Source organism: Rhizobium sp. S152 (assembly GCF_030380735.1).
Classification (GTDB): Bacteria; Pseudomonadota; Alphaproteobacteria; order Rhizobiales; family Rhizobiaceae; genus Rhizobium.
The window spans coordinates 358,329-372,233 of the sequence record NZ_JAUDRZ010000004.1 but is presented as its reverse complement, the minus strand read 5'-3'; the positions used below and the strand labels follow the sequence as shown (position 1 = coordinate 372,233).

Genomic DNA, 13,905 nt, shown 5'->3' with positions numbered 1-13,905 from the left:
TCCCTCCATGCGCAATCCTGGAGGATCCCATGCAGGCGATCGCAAGCTCGGCATTCAACATTCTGCGCGGCACCTACACCGCGAGTAGCCTGAACACGTCGACAGACAATGCGGGGACGGCGCGGCTGCGCCTGCTGCAGAACTCGACCAAGGCCCTGGAGACGTTGCGCGAGCAGATGACGACATCGGCCGAGGCCGCCAAGGAGCGTGCCGCGCGCAAGCTGGAGGAAGCCAAGCAGGAACTGCAGATGCTGAAAAGCGGCAGCTACCCGCCCGAAGTCGTGGCGCGCCTTGCAGCCGAACTCGCCCACAAGATCGGCGCCGCCGCCGCCGAATTCGCATCCGCGGTCGCCTTGAGCGCCGGCAACGTCGCGCCCGCGACGTCAACGGATGCAACCGCGACCGCTGCGGCCACCGGCGGCACCAATACGACGGCTGCCGCCACGAATGAAACCGCGACAGAAGACGCAAACACCTCGACAGCAGACGCAAGCGCCGACACCAGCGAGGATACGGATGATGCGACGGTAGCGCGGAACGCCTACCAAAGCGTGATGGACGACGGTAAGCAGGCGTCGCAGGGTATCTCCGCCGACGACCGCGACATGCTTCGCCAGTTCCAGGAACTCCTGCAGGAAGTCCGCCAGGTCATGGACAAGGCAATGCGCGACCTGCGGGCGGGCCGCAATTCGAACGGTGCTGCGGCTCCGCTTTCCGCGCAAACGGCAGCCGCGCCGATCCCGACGAGCCTCACCATCTGATCTTCCGGGCCATCGGATGCCGCATTCCCACGTTGCAAAGAACGGTCGGCCCTTTATGGTTTGGCCGAAGGCAAGGTGATGAACGGCATGACATCGAGAGAATTGAAGGCACAACTGCGCGCCGAACGGCTGGCGCTTCGCGATGCCATCCCTGAGGAAGCGCGGATCGAGATGAGCCTCGCCATGGCCGAGCATGCCGGCGAAGCCATTGCGTTTGATCCCGGCACGATCATCTCAGGCTTCCTGCCGATCCGCTCCGAGGCCGACCTTCGCCCGCTGATGGCGCGATTTCAGGCGCGCGGCGCGCGGCTCTGCGTGCCCGCCATCCTCGACCGCCAGACCATCGTCTTTCGCGAACTCGTGCGCGGCGCACCTCTCGTATCCACCGGTTTCGGCACCTCCGGTCCAGGGCCAGACGCCCCGATCCTCGATCCCGAGATCCTGCTCGTCCCGCTCTCCGTCTTCGACAAGCGCGGCCACCGGATCGGCTACGGCGCCGGCCATTACGACCGCGCGATCGATCGCCTGAAGCAAAAAGGCATGCATCCGAAACTCATCGGCATTGCATTCGACTGCCAGGAAGTGGCACATGTGCCCGACGAGCCGCACGATGTAAGCCTGGATGCCATCCTGACAGAAAGCGGCCTGCGCTTTTTTGCCTCTTGGATTGGATAGCAATGCGACTGCTTTTTTTGGGTGACATGGTCGGCAAGACGGGACGCACGGCGGTGTGGGATCGCCTCCCCGGCCTGATATCGGACCTGAAGCTCGATTTCGTCGTCGTCAACGGCGAGAACGCCGCTGGCGGCTTCGGCATCACCGAGGACATCTTTCTCGAGACCATCAATGCCGGCGCCGATGTCGTCACGACAGGCAACCACGTCTGGGACCAGAAGGAAGCCGTCGCCTTTGCCGGTCGTCACGACCAATTTTTGCGCCCAGCCAATTATCCGCAGGGCACGCCCGGCCGCGGCTCGGGCATCTTCTACGCCCGCAACGGCGCCCGCGTTCTGGTGGCCAACGTCATGGGCCGCGTCTTCATGCACCCGGAACTCGACGACCCCTTCAAGTCGGCCGAGGCCATCCTTGCCGCCTGCCCGCTAAAGGAGCAGGCCGATGCGATCATCTTCGACTTCCACGCGGAAGCCACCAGCGAGAAGCAGTGTTTCGGCCATTTCGTTGATGGCCGCGCCTCCTTCGTCGTTGGCACCCATACCCATGTGCCCACCGCCGACCACCAGATCCTGAACGGCGGCACCGCCTATCTCTCCGATGCCGGCATGTGCGGCGACTACGACAGTTCGCTCGGCATGGACAAGGAAGAGCCGCTCAACCGCTTCATCTCCAAGATGCCGAAAGGCCGCATGGAGGCCGCCACCGGCCCCGCCACCATCTGCGGCGTCGGCGTGGAGATCTCGGATGCGACGGGTCTTGCCGAAAAGATCGCACCGCTGCGTCTCGGCCCGCGACTGTCGGAAACCATCCCGGAATTCTGGCGCTAAACCGGGCAATCCGGCGCCATGACATAATTGTGAGCAGCGCGTCCGGATTTCGTCTGGACCGTCACAAACCCTTGCCGCATCCTTGCCGCCGGTGAACGCACCGGGGGACGTGGCATGAAGCTGCATTTTCTTGTCTTCGCAATGATTGGCCTGATGCCGGGCTGGCTCATCGCCGAACGCGCGCAGGCGCAGCAAGCACGCCGAAACGTCAGCCAGTGCCAGGCCATCGCCCAATCCATTCCCAAGGCGACATTCGCCAGTTTTTCCGGGCGGGCTCCGGTTCTAAAGACGGCGGCGACCGACGAGACCGTCAAGCTCACCTATATCGGCCACTCGACCTTTCTCATCGAAACACCCGGCGGCGTCAGCATCGCTACCGATTACAGTGGCTGGTACACACCGCCACGCATGCCCATGGTGGCGACGATGAACCGCGCTCACTCCTCGCACTATACGTCTGCGCCCGACCCGGCGATCAAGTATGTGCTGCACGGCTGGAGCGACGTGCCCGGCGAGAAACCCAAGGTCGACATGGTGGTTGGCGACACCTACATCCGCAACGTCACCACCGACATCCGCGGCGGCTTCGGCGCGCCGCAGCAGGACGGCAACTCGATCTTCATCTTCGAGGTCGCCGGCCTCTGCATCGGCCATCTCGGCCACTTGCATTACGAACTGACCGACGCTCACTATACGGAAATCGGCCGGCTCGACATCGTCATGGTTCCCGTCGACGGCGGTCTCACCATGGGCGCCGACAGCATGAGCCGCATCATCAAGCGCCTGCGCTCCTCGCTGATCCTGCCGATGCACCAGCCAAGACCGCTGGCAAGCTTCCTCTCGATGTTCGGCCCCGACTTCGACATCGTCTACGCGCCGACGGATAGCATCGACGTGTCGCTGCGAACGCTGCCGAAGAAGCCGCAGATTTATGTGGCGCGGGGGATGCAGTAGCTACAGCTGTCACGGCACCTCAGGCGCGTCACGGTCTGCAAGCTCCTCAATGTCGAAGTCATCCTCAAGCGTCACTCCCGGCGGTCGCTCGCGACCGTGACGGACTGCGAAGATGACAATCTCGTCAGCCCTGATTTCATAATCCACAAGATAGGCGCCCATCACGAACCGCAAGGCGCGCGGGGTGGGCAGTTCCTCCGAGCTTCGCCCCATACGAGGAAAATCGGCGAGTTCCCGGCGCAGCCGCTTGAGTTCATCGGCAAGGCTTGCGCGGCGCCAGTACTCTTGGATTTAAGATAACGCGTTTCGGATGTTACATACTCTCTGGCCTTCGGCGAGAGGGTGACCTTCACGCAACGGCACCCTTCACGATCGCATCGACCTCATCGACCACATCGTCAAGGTCATGCCCTAGACCAGCATCAACCTCCCTGCGCGCCCGCTCCAGCTCGATGATTTCTCGGCCTTCTGCCACGAGGTAGGACTTCAACGCCCGCACGAAAACCCAGCTTCTGCTGCGATCGCAAATACCGGCAATTTCCTCGATTTCCGCCAGGACATCGAGTGGCAACCGCATGGTGATAGGGTCTGAAAGCTCACGATCCGACATCGCTTTTACCTCCATTTGTAATACAATGATATGAGAATGAGGCCGCACGGTCAAATCCATGATAGAGCCCGACCCATAAAACAGAAAAGACCCGAGAGCTCACGCCCCCGGGCCTATGTCCCCAGCCGTAAAAGGCTCAGGCGAACTGCAGATGCTGCTTGATGCCGACGTCGGGCATTTTCTCGTCGTCCAGGTTCGCCTTGGCGATCTCCCATCCGAATTTCAGTTTGCTGCCGGTCGAGACCCAGATGTCGGCGTCGTCGACATGCAGCGCCAGCATCGTCAGCTTCGGGTCCTTCTTCCCGTCTTCATACCAGGCGGCGACGATGGAACTCCAGTACTCGTCGATTTTCGAGACATCCGGCCGCACCTCGATCATGCCGGCGAGGCAAGCGTGATAATCATGGTTCTTGCCGACCACGCAGAAATGGGCCCGGGCACCGGCCTTGATCGATCGCGTGATATCCGCATCAGACTTGGTGTAGAACCAGATCGTGTTGGTCTTCGGGTCCGCATGCGGCGCCATCGGCTGCATGTGCATGTTCATGCCATCGATGCCGAGCATGCCGGCATGGATGTCGTTGACCTGATCCCACAGCTGGCGTGCCGGCTGTTCTTGTGCCTCGTTGAAACTAGCCATAGAACTTCCTTCCTTCTCGATCTCTCGTGCTTGAGAACGCCAGCCCCCCTCGTTTGTTCCGTCATTTCCGCAAGCCCAATACTGGCCGCGCCGATAGCCGTTTTCCCTTGAACGCAGCCCGTTTCGCTCTTATAAGGCGGCCCATTCCGAACAATGAGACGTGAACAGGGGTGCCATGGCTGGCCATTCACAGTTTAAAAACATCATGCATCGCAAGGGCCGTCAGGATGCCGTGCGGTCGAAAATGTTCTCGAAGCTCGCGCGCGAAATCACCGTTGCCGCCAAGGCCGGTCTGCCCGACCCGTCGATGAACGCCCGCCTGCGCCTGGCGATCCAGAACGCCAAGGCACAGTCCATGCCGAAGGACAACATCGACCGCGCCATCAAGAAGGCTGCCGGTGCTGACGGCGAGAACTACGATGAAGTGCGCTACGAAGGCTACGGCCCGGGCGGCACCGCGATCATCGTCGAAGCCCTGACCGACAACCGCAACCGCACCGCCTCCAACGTCCGCTCGATCTTCACCAAGGCCGGCGGCGCATTGGGCGAAACCGGCTCGGTTTCCTTCTCCTTCGATCATGTCGGCGAGATCACCTACAAGCTCTCGGCCGGCGATGCCGATAAGATGATGGAAGCGGCGATCGAAGCCGGCGCCGACGACGTCGAGACCGACGAAGACGGCCACTACATCACCTGCGGTTTCGAAGCCCTCGGCGAAGTCGCCAAGGCGCTGGAAGCCTCGCTCGGCGAAGCCGAAACCGTCAAGGCCGTCTGGCGCGCCCAGAACAACGTGCCTGTCGACGAGGAACGCGCCCAGTCGCTGCTGAAGCTGATCGACAGCCTCGAAGATGATGACGACGTCCAGAACGTCTATTCGAACTTCGAAGTCTCCGAAGAAGTCCTGGCCAAACTCTCGGCCTGATCTTCGCGAACCATCGCTAAAACCGGCCCGGAAACGCGGCCGGTTTTTTTGTGCCTGTGGATAGATCGGTCGGCATTGTCACATCATCCGATGGATCGGTAACACGTCCGTGATCCGGTGAACCGAATTAAGACTCCGCTAACCCCGTCGAACTTCAATGCCCCGGATTCATTGAGCCGGTCTGTTTCAGGGCCAGCCTCCTTCACACAAAAGGCGGGGAAACATGCCATGAAAAGAACCACCCTCTCCCTCTCCCTCTCCCTCTCCCTCTCCCTCTCGTTCCTGCTTCTCGGCACGCTCGCGGCCCACGCGCAGCCGACCATCGTCAAGCAGTTCGACGACTGGGGCGTCTGTTCCTACCAGTCCGGCGGCAGCAAATCCTGCTATGTGCTGACCATTCCGAAGACGCAGCAGCCGGCATCCGTCGACCACGGCAGCAACTTCTTCATCGTCGGCAGCACCAAGGGCGCCGGCCTGGAGCCACAGGCGATCATGGGCTACGAGCTCAAGGCCGGGTCGCGTATCAACGTCACCATCGGCGACAACAAGTTCTTGATGTTCGTGAAGGACAAGTCGGCCTGGCTGGCGGAGGAAGCGCGCGAGCCAGCCTTCATCAACGCCATGCGTTCGGGTGCCGATCTGAAACTCGAGGCAGTCTCCAAGCGCGGAACGGCCACCAGCTACACCTACTCGCTGAGCGGTGTCACCGCCGCCCTGAAGCGCATGAGCAGCTGCGACTGAGGATGCGACACTCCTCGCATACCCGGACCAACGGTCGTCATTCCCTGACCGGCTGGAAAAGTCAGGCGTGCCTCAGCGCTCTGGCAACAGCCCTCGTCCTTTTCGCCGCGCCGCTGTCGGCCAATCCGGTGCAGCCGCAGGCAATACTCGTCAGCCAGGCCAAGGGCCGCGAGACCGGGCTGCCGGTACCGCGTTTCGTTTCGCTGAGATCGAGGGAGGCGCGCATGCGCGTCGGCCCTTCGACCGACTACGGTACGGAGTGGATCTACAAGGTCACGGGCCTACCCTTCGAGATCACCGCCGAATATGGAAATTGGCGTCAGGTCCGGGACAGCGACGGCATCTCTGGCTGGATGCACCGAGCTTTGCTATCAAGCAAGCGCACCGCGCTGATCGGCCCGTGGATCGCATCGCCGGTTGCTTTGCGAACGGAACCGGCGAGCTCGGCCAGAGCGTTGGCCATGCTGGGCGCCCGCGTCAGGCTCGGCATCCGCTCCTGCGATGGCGCATGGTGCAATGTCGAGGTTACCAATCACCAGGTCGACGGCTTCATCAGGCAATCAGCGCTATGGGGCGTCTACCCGACCGAAACGATCAAGTAGATCCCCATCCTCGCGCAACGGCCGCCTATGCGGCAACGCGCATGAAATTGCCAAGGCCGGCGAACAGTTCGACCGATTTCAGCCGCGCCTCGATATCGTGGATCGGCATGGAGATGATCACCTCGTCGGCGCCGGTATCCTTGATGAACGCGCCGAGCTTGGCCTCCGCCGCCCGCTGCGAGCCGACCACGGCATAGCGCAACGTATGCTCCACCGTCATCTTCTCCATCGGCGACCAGAAGCTCTCCATGTCCTTCACCGGCCGCGGGAACTGTCCGCGCACATTGCGTCGCAGGTTGACGAACTGCTGCTGGGCGGACGTGAAGTGATACTGCGCCTCCTCGTCGGTCTCCGCCACCGACCCCATCACGCCGACCATGGCATAGGGCTTGTCGAGCACCGCCGAAGGCTGGAAACGGTCGCGATAGATATCGAGCGCGTCGAGCAGCGAATCCGGCGCGAAGTGCGAGGCAAACGCGTAGGGAAGCCCCAGCATGCCCGCAAGCTGGGCGCTGTAGAGACTGGAGCCTAGCAACCAGATCGGCACATTGGTGTTCATGCCCGGGACGGCGAGGATCGCCTGGTTTTCGATCGGAGCGCCGAGAAGCTGCTGCAGTTCGACCACATCGTTCGGGAAGTTGCTGGCATCCAGATTGCGACGCAACGCCTGCGCCGTGCGCATGTCGGTGCCGGGAGCCCGCCCGAGCCCGAGATCGACACGACCGGGAAACAGCGCTTCCAGCGTTCCGAACTGCTCGGCGATGACGAGCGGCGAATGGTTCGGCAGCATGATGCCGCCGGACCCGATCCGGATCCGCTTCGTGGCCGCGCCGACATGCGCGATCACGATCGAGGTCGCAGCACTCGCGATCCCAGGCATCCCGTGGTGCTCGGCCAGCCAGAAGCGCTTGTAGCCGAACTCCTCGGCCTTCTGCGCCATTCGCGCCGAACCCTCCAGCGACTGACGGATCGTGCTGCCCTCGGCAACGGGTGAGAGATCGAGGATGGAAAAGGGAACCATGGCGCAGCCTGTCGGTGATTGGAATGAGACGTCTATGTAGGTGCTCGGATCGGCGGACCAAAGGGCAGTGACCGAAAATCGACACCATGCCCGATGGCTTGCACTGCCGGCAGGCTACTCGGCCGGATCGGGCGACCGACGCTCGCGAAGATGGCGCACCGCCACGCCTTCACGGAGATCGCTGGCAATCGTCTTCGGCACGCCGATGCGTTGCGCCAGATAGATGCTGGAATGGCCGCTGAAGAGATAGGAGACGAAACAGGCGACGGCGAGATAGACCGCATGCGTCGTGCCGAACAGTTCCATGCCCATGATCAGGCAGGCGAGCGGCGTGTTGGTCGCGCCCGCGAACACCGCGACGAAGCCCAGCGCTGCGAAGAGATCAGCAGGCGCGCCGAGCACGCCGGCCAGCGCGCTTCCGAGTGCCGAGCCGATAAAGAACAGCGGCGTCACCTCGCCGCCCTTGAAGCCGGCACTCAGGGTCACGACCGTAAACAGCGCTTTCCAGAACCAGCTCCAGTAATCGACATGGCCGGGCTGGAAGAAGCCGACGATGGTCGCATCGCCGGGATTGGCCGACCAGACGCCGAGCCCCAGATACTCACGTGTGCCCAGCAGATAGACCAGCACCAGCAGCACCGCGCCGGCCAATACCGGACGCAGCGGCGCGTAGCCGATCGCGCCCTTCAGTAGAGCCGACAACCGATGCGACACCTCCGCGAAGAGATGCGCCATGATCCCGAAGGCGACGGCCGCGATGACGATCTTGAGGAGCAGCATCGGCTGCAGGTGAAAGCCCGCGGCAGCCCCTTCAAGAAAGCTGATGTGATATTGGGTATGTTCGATGTCCCAGGCATGGCACGTCCAGTCGGCAACGATCGCCGCGAGCAGCGCCGGCAGCAAGGCCTCATACTGGATACGGCCGATCGTCAACACCTCGAGCGCGAACACCGCACCCGCGATCGGCGTGCCGAACACGGCGCCGAAGCCGGCAGCGATGCCGGCCATCAAGAGGATGCGCGTCTCGGCCGGGCTCAACCGGAACATCCGCCCGAAGGAGCTCGCCAGGCTCCCGCCCATCTGCACCGCGGTGCCCTCACGGCCTGCCGAGCCGCCAACGAGATGCGTGACGACCGTCGAGACCAGGATGAACGGCGCCATCCGCAAGGGCACACCACCGCCGGGTTCGTGGATCTGATCGACGATAAGGTTGTTTCCGCCCTCGGCGGCGCCGCCGAAACGACCGTAGACGAAGACCATCACGAAACCGGCGACAGGCATTAGATAGATCAGCCAGGGATAGTCGAAGCGGAGCGCGGTGGCTTGATCGAGCGCCCAGAGAAACAAGGCCACGAGCGAACCGGCCACAATTGCCATCGGCGTGACGACGGCCGCCCATTTCAACAAGGCGCGGACCTGCCGCAGGCGCAGACCGACAACATCGGAGAAACCCATCAGAAGTTTCCTCCGGCGCAGGGCACAAAACGGCAAGACAGGGGTGACTTATTTCCAGGCACGACTCTACTCCTTCGCGTCAGCGCGTTGAGTAGGAGTCATCAGCTTCATCAGGGAAGCGGTTCGACCGTTATTGGTCCGGCAGAATCCATTACCGTGAACATTGGATAGGCGAACAGACCTTCGCCTGTCAACAGCGCGGGAAGCGCCGGCCCGAGGCCGGCGCCCCATCTTATCCGTGGCGGCGCAGCTGATGCACTTCGGCGCCGTGGCGGTCGTTCTCAGCCAGCGTGAAGTTCGCGAGTTGCCGGTCCATCTCCATGGCCTCGTTGGCCAGGCGGTGGATCGCCGCCGTGGTCTCTTCCACCATTGCCGCGTTCTGCTGCGTCATCTGATCCAGCCCGGATACTGCGGAATTGATCTGCCGCAGCGTATCGGCTTCCTCTCGGGTCGATTCCATGATCTCGCTGATCTGGCCGTTGATCGCCTCGACGTGACCGCCGATCCCCGTCAGCGCCTCGCCGGCACGCTCGACCAGCGAAACCCCGGTCTCCACTTCATGTGTGGATTTCTTCAGGAGATCGGCGATTTCCTTGGCAGCACCCGAAGAACGCTGCGCCAGTTCTCGCACCTCCATGGCGACCACCGCAAAGCCCTTGCCAGCTTCGCCCGCGCGCGCCGCCTCGACCCCCGCATTCAGGGCCAGCAGGTTGGTCTGGAAGGCGATCCCGTCGATGACCGTGATGATCGAATTGATCTGGCGCGAGGACGTCTGAATCGCCTCCATCGCATCGATTGCGTCGCGCATGATCTGGGCGGAGCCGGTCGTCTCGCGCTTGGTATCGCGGGCAATACGCTCGGCCTGTTCGGCGCGCTCGATCTGGACGCGGACCGACTGGGTGATCGCATCGATCGCATGCGCCGTCTCGGTGATCGAAGACGCCTGTCGCTCGGTGCGGCCGGCAAGCTCGTCCGCGCTGGCGCGCATTTCCTCGGAGCCGGCGCGCACGGCATTGGAATTGCCGCCGATCGCGGTCATCGTCTCGCTGAGCGCCGCCAGCGCCTGATTGAAGTTCACCCGCAGGCCTTCCAGTTCGCCAGGGAAACGGGTGTCGATCTGATAGGCGAGATCGCCGCTTGCGAGGTGGCGCAGGCCGTCGTCCAGCGCCTCGACCACCTGCTGCAGCGTTCTCGCCTCGCTTTCGCGCTCGGCGAGATTCTGCTGCCGCTCGCGCTCGGCTTGTGCCCGCGTCTCCGCGCCCGCGGCTTCAAGTTCGCGGCCTTCGATCAGCGACTGCCTGAAGCGGGCTAGAGCTTTCGCCATGGTCCCGATCTCGTCGCCACGATTCTGGCTGCCGATCTCGGCATCGAGCTTGCCGTCCGCGACATCGCGCGTCACGCCGGCCAGACGGGCGAGCGGCGCGAACAGCAACTTCATGATAACGCCGATGGCGGCCGCCATGACGACGAGAACGCCGATCGCGATCATCGTCAGCAACGTGGCGAGCTCGATCGAACCGGCGTTGAGCTCGCTGATCAGGACGCTCTCGACAACAAGGAAGCGGGATCCCGAATAGGAGATACCCCTGACATAGGCGCGGGCAGCACCATCGCCACGGGAGAAATCCGCGACCGTCATCGCCGATCCGGCAAAGGCATCCTTGACGAATGTGAATGGCGCGGCATCAAGCGCGGTGAGCTGCCCGGCCGCATTGACCGAGACTGCCGAGCCATCTTCGGAAACGACCGCGGCCTGCGCCGTACTGCCGGCAACGATGCCCTTGGCCAGGATGCTGCTGATGATGTCGTCGCGGACTTTGAAGAGAATGATGCCCTTCGGCGCCCCAAGCTTGACGATCGGCACCGCGTAGAAGATCGCCGATTTGCCGTTCGTCGCATCGACACGGAGACCCGAGAAGCCGGTCGGAGCGAAATCGTCGGTTGCCTTAGCCGTATTCTCGACTGCTTTGGCGAAGGCGACGCCGGCACCGGTCGTCTTCCAGCCATCGGCCTTCAGATTCTCGGCGAAGTCGTCACCCTTCTTGTAGGAATACATGATGTTGCCATCGAGATCGGCGATCAGCAGGTCGCTGAAGGCAGTATTCTCGAGGTCACGGGCCACTTCGCCCTGTGTTTTCTCGTGATTGGAATAATAAAAGCCGCTCGGCGCCTCCGGCTTCAGCAGCTTTTCGCGCTGGTCGGCCGGATTGGGATTGTCGGTGACGAAGACCTTCTTCAGTTCTGCCCGCGCATCGCCGGAGGTCTTTTCGATCGTCTTCCAGCCGCTTTTCAGGCTGGTGATCGACATCTGCAAAGCCTCGATGCGTGCGATCGAATTGGCCTGGTTTTCCAGTTGTTCCAGTTGATCCTGCAGCATGTCGCCACGAAAGATCAGGACGCTTTCCTTGGCCTTAAGCGCCTGTTCGTCGGAGATACGGCTGCTCGCGAAATAAGCCAATACGTTGATGACGGCGATCGAAAGTGCGGTAAGCAGGATGAATGTCGCGATCACTTTGAACGACAGCGACTGGAATCTCTTGGTCATGGACACGAACCCTCTGGACGGCAAAGGCCGGCGGCACGCGAACGCCCCGTCGGCCAGCTGTAAGCAGTACCTGGGAAACCTTGACCCCTAAAATGGACAGGCTCCTCTCATTGATGTGATGACCGTCACGCACGGAATTTAAAACGACGTAAACGCGGCCCGTGAAATTCCGTAGTGTTTTCGGTTTGTTCACTTATCGATGGCACTTATCGTCCATCTGAAATAGGGTACCGCCATGCACAACGCGATTCGTATCATCGGCATCGACCCGGGCCTGCGCCGCACCGGCTGGGGCGTGATCGAAACATTGGGCAACTCGCTCCGCTTCGTCGCATCCGGGACAGTCACGTCGGACGGCGACATGGACCTCGCCTCGCGTCTCTGCCAGTTGCATGACGGCCTTGCCGACGTGGTCCATATACACCAGCCGGATGAGGCGGCAGTCGAGCAGACCTTCGTCAACAAGGACGCAGTGGCAACCTTGAAGCTCGGGCAGGCTCGCGGCATCGCCATGCTGGTCCCGGCTCGCGCGGGACTTCAGGTTTCGGAATACGCGCCGAACGCGGTGAAGAAAGCCGTCATCGGCGTCGGCCATGCCGAGAAGAAGCAGATCCACATGATGCTGAAGATCCTGATGCCGAAAGCCGAGTTCAAGGGTGACGACGCCGCCGACGCACTCGCCATCGCCATATGCCACGCTCACAACCGCGGCGGCGCCCGCATGCGCATGGCAGCACTTGCAAGGTAGCTTGTTCTTGACTTGTTCTCTCGGTAATGATAATCATTACCGACATTGAGGGAATAAGACAATGCGCGTTACCTCCAAAGGCCAAGTCACAATCCCCCGTGACCTGCGTGAACTTGCTGGCATAGAGCTGAACAGCGAAGTGATCTTTTCGGTCGAAGGCGGAAAATTGGTGATCGCGCCCAAGAATGGCAAGCAGGAGCTTGCGGACCGTGGTCGGCTGGATCGGTTCATGAATGCGCTTGATCGCTTTGAGGGCACTGGCGACCAGACAATTGACGCCGAGGCCCTGATGTCGATGACACGGGATCGTTGATGCCTACCTTGATAGACACCAACGTTCTGGTCGATCTATCGGTGCCGACGTCCGATTGGCATGGTTGGTCTCGCCAACGTGTATTTGCGGCTTTCAAAAGCGGACCGGTGTTGATTAACCCGATCATCTATGCCGAATTTTCTGTCCGCTATCGCGACATCGACGAGGTCGACCGTCTCTTGCCGCAGGACGAATTCCGTCGCGAGAACCTGCCCTGGCCTGCCGCGTTCGCAGCCGCCGCGGCTTTTCGCGTCTACCGTAAGTCGGGCGGCGGGCGCGACCGGATTCTACCCGATTTTCTGATTGGCGCGCATGCGGCTATCCGCGGTTATGCCATCCTCACTCGAGATCCGAAGGGATACCGCACCTACTTCCCTTCGCTCGACCTGATCACCCCTGAAACCCATCCTCTCTAGCATCAAATCGCGGACACCAAACATGATCGGCAAGCTCAAAGGCACCATCGACGAAATCGGCGACGACTATGTGCTCGTCGACGTGCACGGCGTCTGCTACGTCGCCCATTGCTCGGCGCGCACGCTGTCGCGCATCGGCTCGGTGGGCGAAGCCTGCATTCTCTTCATCGAGACCTATGTGCGCGAGGACCAACTGAAGCTCTTCGGCTTCATGACCGCGCTCGAGCGCGAATGGTTTAATCTGCTGCAGAGCGTCCAGGGCGTCGGTGCAAAGGTGGCGCTCGCCGTTCTCTCGACACTGACACCGGGCGAACTCGCAAACGCCATCGCCTTGCAGGACAAGACATCAGTCTCCCGCGCCAATGGCGTCGGCCCCAAGGTCGCTGTCCGCATCGTTACCGAGCTGAAGAACAAGGCCCCGGCCTTCGCCGGCGAGGCATCGGCCAATATCGGGCTGAAGCAGGAACTCGGCGAAGGCGTCGCATCGGCACCTGTCGCCGACGCAGTCTCGGCGCTGACCAACCTCGGCTACAGCAGAGACCAGGCCGCCAACGCCGTTGCCGCCGCAATGAAGACGGCGGGAGAAGGCGCCGATAGCGCCAAGCTTATCCGGCTAGGGTTGAAGGAGTTGTCGCGGTGAATTCCGACGATTTTGAATTCGTCGGAAATTTCTGC

At 61.9% G+C, this 13,905-nt stretch carries 16 protein-coding genes, 1 pseudogene and 1 riboswitch; of the genes and pseudogenes, 11 read left to right on the top strand and 6 right to left on the bottom strand.

Going from position 1 to position 13,905, the window contains the following annotated elements:
- Positions 1–29 precede the first annotated feature (29 nt).
- The 4 genes from QTL95_RS08515 (at position 30) to QTL95_RS08500 (ending at position 3,217) form a co-directional block, all read left to right on the top strand.
- Positions 30–761 carry a hypothetical protein gene (locus QTL95_RS08515; protein ID WP_289719536.1) on the top strand — a complete coding sequence of 244 codons (732 nt, stop codon included), beginning with the start codon at positions 30–32 and terminating at the stop codon, positions 759–761.
- An 87-nt stretch (positions 762–848) separates the two neighbouring features.
- Complete coding sequence (locus QTL95_RS08510; protein ID WP_289719535.1) at positions 849–1,436, top strand: 5-formyltetrahydrofolate cyclo-ligase; 588 nt, start codon at positions 849–851, stop codon at positions 1,434–1,436.
- Between the two features lie 2 nt (positions 1,437–1,438).
- Entirely contained in the window at positions 1,439–2,263 is an 825-nt protein-coding gene (locus tag QTL95_RS08505; protein ID WP_037182615.1) for a TIGR00282 family metallophosphoesterase, read from the top strand.
- Positions 2,264–2,377: 114 nt separating this feature from the next.
- Positions 2,378–3,217, top strand: a complete 840-nt coding sequence (locus QTL95_RS08500) for an MBL fold metallo-hydrolase (RefSeq protein ID WP_289719534.1) — start codon at positions 2,378–2,380, stop codon at positions 3,215–3,217.
- Positions 3,218–3,226: 9 nt separating this feature from the next.
- Here QTL95_RS08500 and QTL95_RS28560 read toward each other — a convergent pair.
- From QTL95_RS28560 to QTL95_RS08485, 3 genes and pseudogenes are all read right to left on the bottom strand, one after another.
- Positions 3,227–3,570 (bottom strand): annotated as a pseudogene (locus QTL95_RS28560) (type II toxin-antitoxin system RelE/ParE family toxin).
- Entirely contained in the window at positions 3,567–3,827 is a 261-nt protein-coding gene (locus tag QTL95_RS08490) for a CopG family ribbon-helix-helix protein (RefSeq protein WP_289719596.1), read from the bottom strand. The pseudogene QTL95_RS28560 and the gene QTL95_RS08490 overlap by 4 nt, the downstream one beginning before the upstream one ends.
- A 136-nt stretch (positions 3,828–3,963) precedes the next feature.
- A complete protein-coding gene (locus tag QTL95_RS08485; RefSeq protein ID WP_289719532.1) occupies positions 3,964–4,467 on the bottom strand; it encodes a pyridoxamine 5'-phosphate oxidase family protein in 504 nt (167 codons plus the stop codon).
- 175 nt (positions 4,468–4,642) lie between these two features.
- On the opposite strand from QTL95_RS08485, the gene QTL95_RS08480 reads away from it, so the two are divergent.
- The 3 genes from QTL95_RS08480 to QTL95_RS08470 all read left to right on the top strand — a co-directional run bounded on the left by QTL95_RS08480 (position 4,643) and on the right by QTL95_RS08470 (position 6,732).
- A complete protein-coding gene (locus QTL95_RS08480; protein ID WP_289719531.1) occupies positions 4,643–5,389 on the top strand; it encodes a YebC/PmpR family DNA-binding transcriptional regulator in 747 nt (248 codons plus the stop codon).
- 228 nt (positions 5,390–5,617) lie between these two features.
- Positions 5,618–6,130, top strand: a complete 513-nt coding sequence (locus QTL95_RS08475; protein ID WP_289719530.1) for an invasion associated locus B family protein — start codon at positions 5,618–5,620, stop codon at positions 6,128–6,130.
- Positions 6,131–6,132: 2 nt separating this feature from the next.
- Complete coding sequence (locus QTL95_RS08470) at positions 6,133–6,732, top strand: SH3 domain-containing protein (protein ID WP_289719529.1); 600 nt, start codon at positions 6,133–6,135, stop codon at positions 6,730–6,732.
- A gap of 25 nt (positions 6,733–6,757) precedes the next feature.
- Here QTL95_RS08470 and QTL95_RS08465 read toward each other — a convergent pair whose 3' ends face one another.
- The 3 genes from QTL95_RS08465 to QTL95_RS08455 all read right to left on the bottom strand — a co-directional run bounded on the left by QTL95_RS08465 (position 6,758) and on the right by QTL95_RS08455 (position 11,753).
- The gene (locus QTL95_RS08465; RefSeq protein WP_289719528.1) at positions 6,758–7,753 is read right to left on the bottom strand and encodes an LLM class flavin-dependent oxidoreductase; all 996 of its coding nucleotides are present in this window, start codon (positions 7,751–7,753) and stop codon (positions 6,758–6,760) included.
- A 114-nt stretch (positions 7,754–7,867) separates the two neighbouring features.
- The gene (locus tag QTL95_RS08460; RefSeq protein ID WP_289719527.1) at positions 7,868–9,208 is read right to left on the bottom strand and encodes a voltage-gated chloride channel family protein; all 1,341 of its coding nucleotides are present in this window, start codon (positions 9,206–9,208) and stop codon (positions 7,868–7,870) included.
- A gap of 85 nt (positions 9,209–9,293) precedes the next feature.
- A riboswitch (Fluoride riboswitch) is annotated at positions 9,294–9,373 on the bottom strand.
- A gap of 67 nt (positions 9,374–9,440) precedes the next feature.
- Positions 9,441–11,753 (bottom strand): methyl-accepting chemotaxis protein, encoded by a 2,313-nt coding sequence (locus QTL95_RS08455; RefSeq protein WP_289719526.1) that lies wholly within the window; start codon positions 11,751–11,753, stop codon positions 9,441–9,443.
- A gap of 235 nt (positions 11,754–11,988) precedes the next feature.
- Between QTL95_RS08455 and ruvC the strand changes: the two genes are divergently transcribed.
- From ruvC to ruvA, 4 genes are all read left to right on the top strand, one after another.
- Complete coding sequence (gene ruvC, locus QTL95_RS08450; protein ID WP_289719525.1) at positions 11,989–12,501, top strand: crossover junction endodeoxyribonuclease RuvC; 513 nt, start codon at positions 11,989–11,991, stop codon at positions 12,499–12,501.
- Positions 12,502–12,562: 61 nt separating this feature from the next.
- Positions 12,563–12,814, top strand: coding sequence for an AbrB/MazE/SpoVT family DNA-binding domain-containing protein (locus QTL95_RS08445; protein ID WP_289719524.1), 252 nt, complete (start codon positions 12,563–12,565; stop codon positions 12,812–12,814).
- Positions 12,814–13,230 (top strand): type II toxin-antitoxin system VapC family toxin, encoded by a 417-nt coding sequence (locus tag QTL95_RS08440; protein ID WP_289719595.1) that lies wholly within the window; start codon positions 12,814–12,816, stop codon positions 13,228–13,230. Before QTL95_RS08445 ends, QTL95_RS08440 begins: the two co-directional genes overlap by 1 nt.
- A gap of 22 nt (positions 13,231–13,252) precedes the next feature.
- Entirely contained in the window at positions 13,253–13,870 is a 618-nt protein-coding gene (ruvA, locus tag QTL95_RS08435) for a Holliday junction branch migration protein RuvA (RefSeq protein WP_183900461.1), read from the top strand.
- Positions 13,871–13,905: the final 35 nt, after the last annotated feature.

Coding starts and splice junctions, on each gene's coding strand:
- ruvC (WP_289719525.1), top strand. CDS start 11,989: ATGCACAACGCGATTCGTATCATCGGCATCGACCCGGGCCTGCGCCGC.
- ruvA (WP_183900461.1), top strand. CDS start 13,253: ATGATCGGCAAGCTCAAAGGCACCATCGACGAAATCGGCGACGACTAT.
- QTL95_RS08460 (WP_289719527.1), bottom strand. CDS start 9,208: ATGGGTTTCTCCGATGTTGTCGGTCTGCGCCTGCGGCAGGTCCGCGCC.
- QTL95_RS08440 (WP_289719595.1), top strand. CDS start 12,814: ATGCCTACCTTGATAGACACCAACGTTCTGGTCGATCTATCGGTGCCG.
- QTL95_RS08490 (WP_289719596.1), bottom strand. CDS start 3,827: ATGTCGGATCGTGAGCTTTCAGACCCTATCACCATGCGGTTGCCACTC.
- QTL95_RS08510 (WP_289719535.1), top strand. CDS start 849: ATGACATCGAGAGAATTGAAGGCACAACTGCGCGCCGAACGGCTGGCG.
- QTL95_RS08485 (WP_289719532.1), bottom strand. CDS start 4,467: ATGGCTAGTTTCAACGAGGCACAAGAACAGCCGGCACGCCAGCTGTGG.
- QTL95_RS08515 (WP_289719536.1), top strand. CDS start 30: ATGCAGGCGATCGCAAGCTCGGCATTCAACATTCTGCGCGGCACCTAC.
- QTL95_RS08465 (WP_289719528.1), bottom strand. CDS start 7,753: ATGGTTCCCTTTTCCATCCTCGATCTCTCACCCGTTGCCGAGGGCAGC.
- QTL95_RS08500 (WP_289719534.1), top strand. CDS start 2,378: ATGAAGCTGCATTTTCTTGTCTTCGCAATGATTGGCCTGATGCCGGGC.
- QTL95_RS08475 (WP_289719530.1), top strand. CDS start 5,618: ATGAAAAGAACCACCCTCTCCCTCTCCCTCTCCCTCTCCCTCTCCCTC.
- QTL95_RS08480 (WP_289719531.1), top strand. CDS start 4,643: ATGGCTGGCCATTCACAGTTTAAAAACATCATGCATCGCAAGGGCCGT.
- QTL95_RS08445 (WP_289719524.1), top strand. CDS start 12,563: ATGCGCGTTACCTCCAAAGGCCAAGTCACAATCCCCCGTGACCTGCGT.
- QTL95_RS08455 (WP_289719526.1), bottom strand. CDS start 11,753: ATGACCAAGAGATTCCAGTCGCTGTCGTTCAAAGTGATCGCGACATTC.
- QTL95_RS08505 (WP_037182615.1), top strand. CDS start 1,439: ATGCGACTGCTTTTTTTGGGTGACATGGTCGGCAAGACGGGACGCACG.
- QTL95_RS08470 (WP_289719529.1), top strand. CDS start 6,133: ATGCGACACTCCTCGCATACCCGGACCAACGGTCGTCATTCCCTGACC.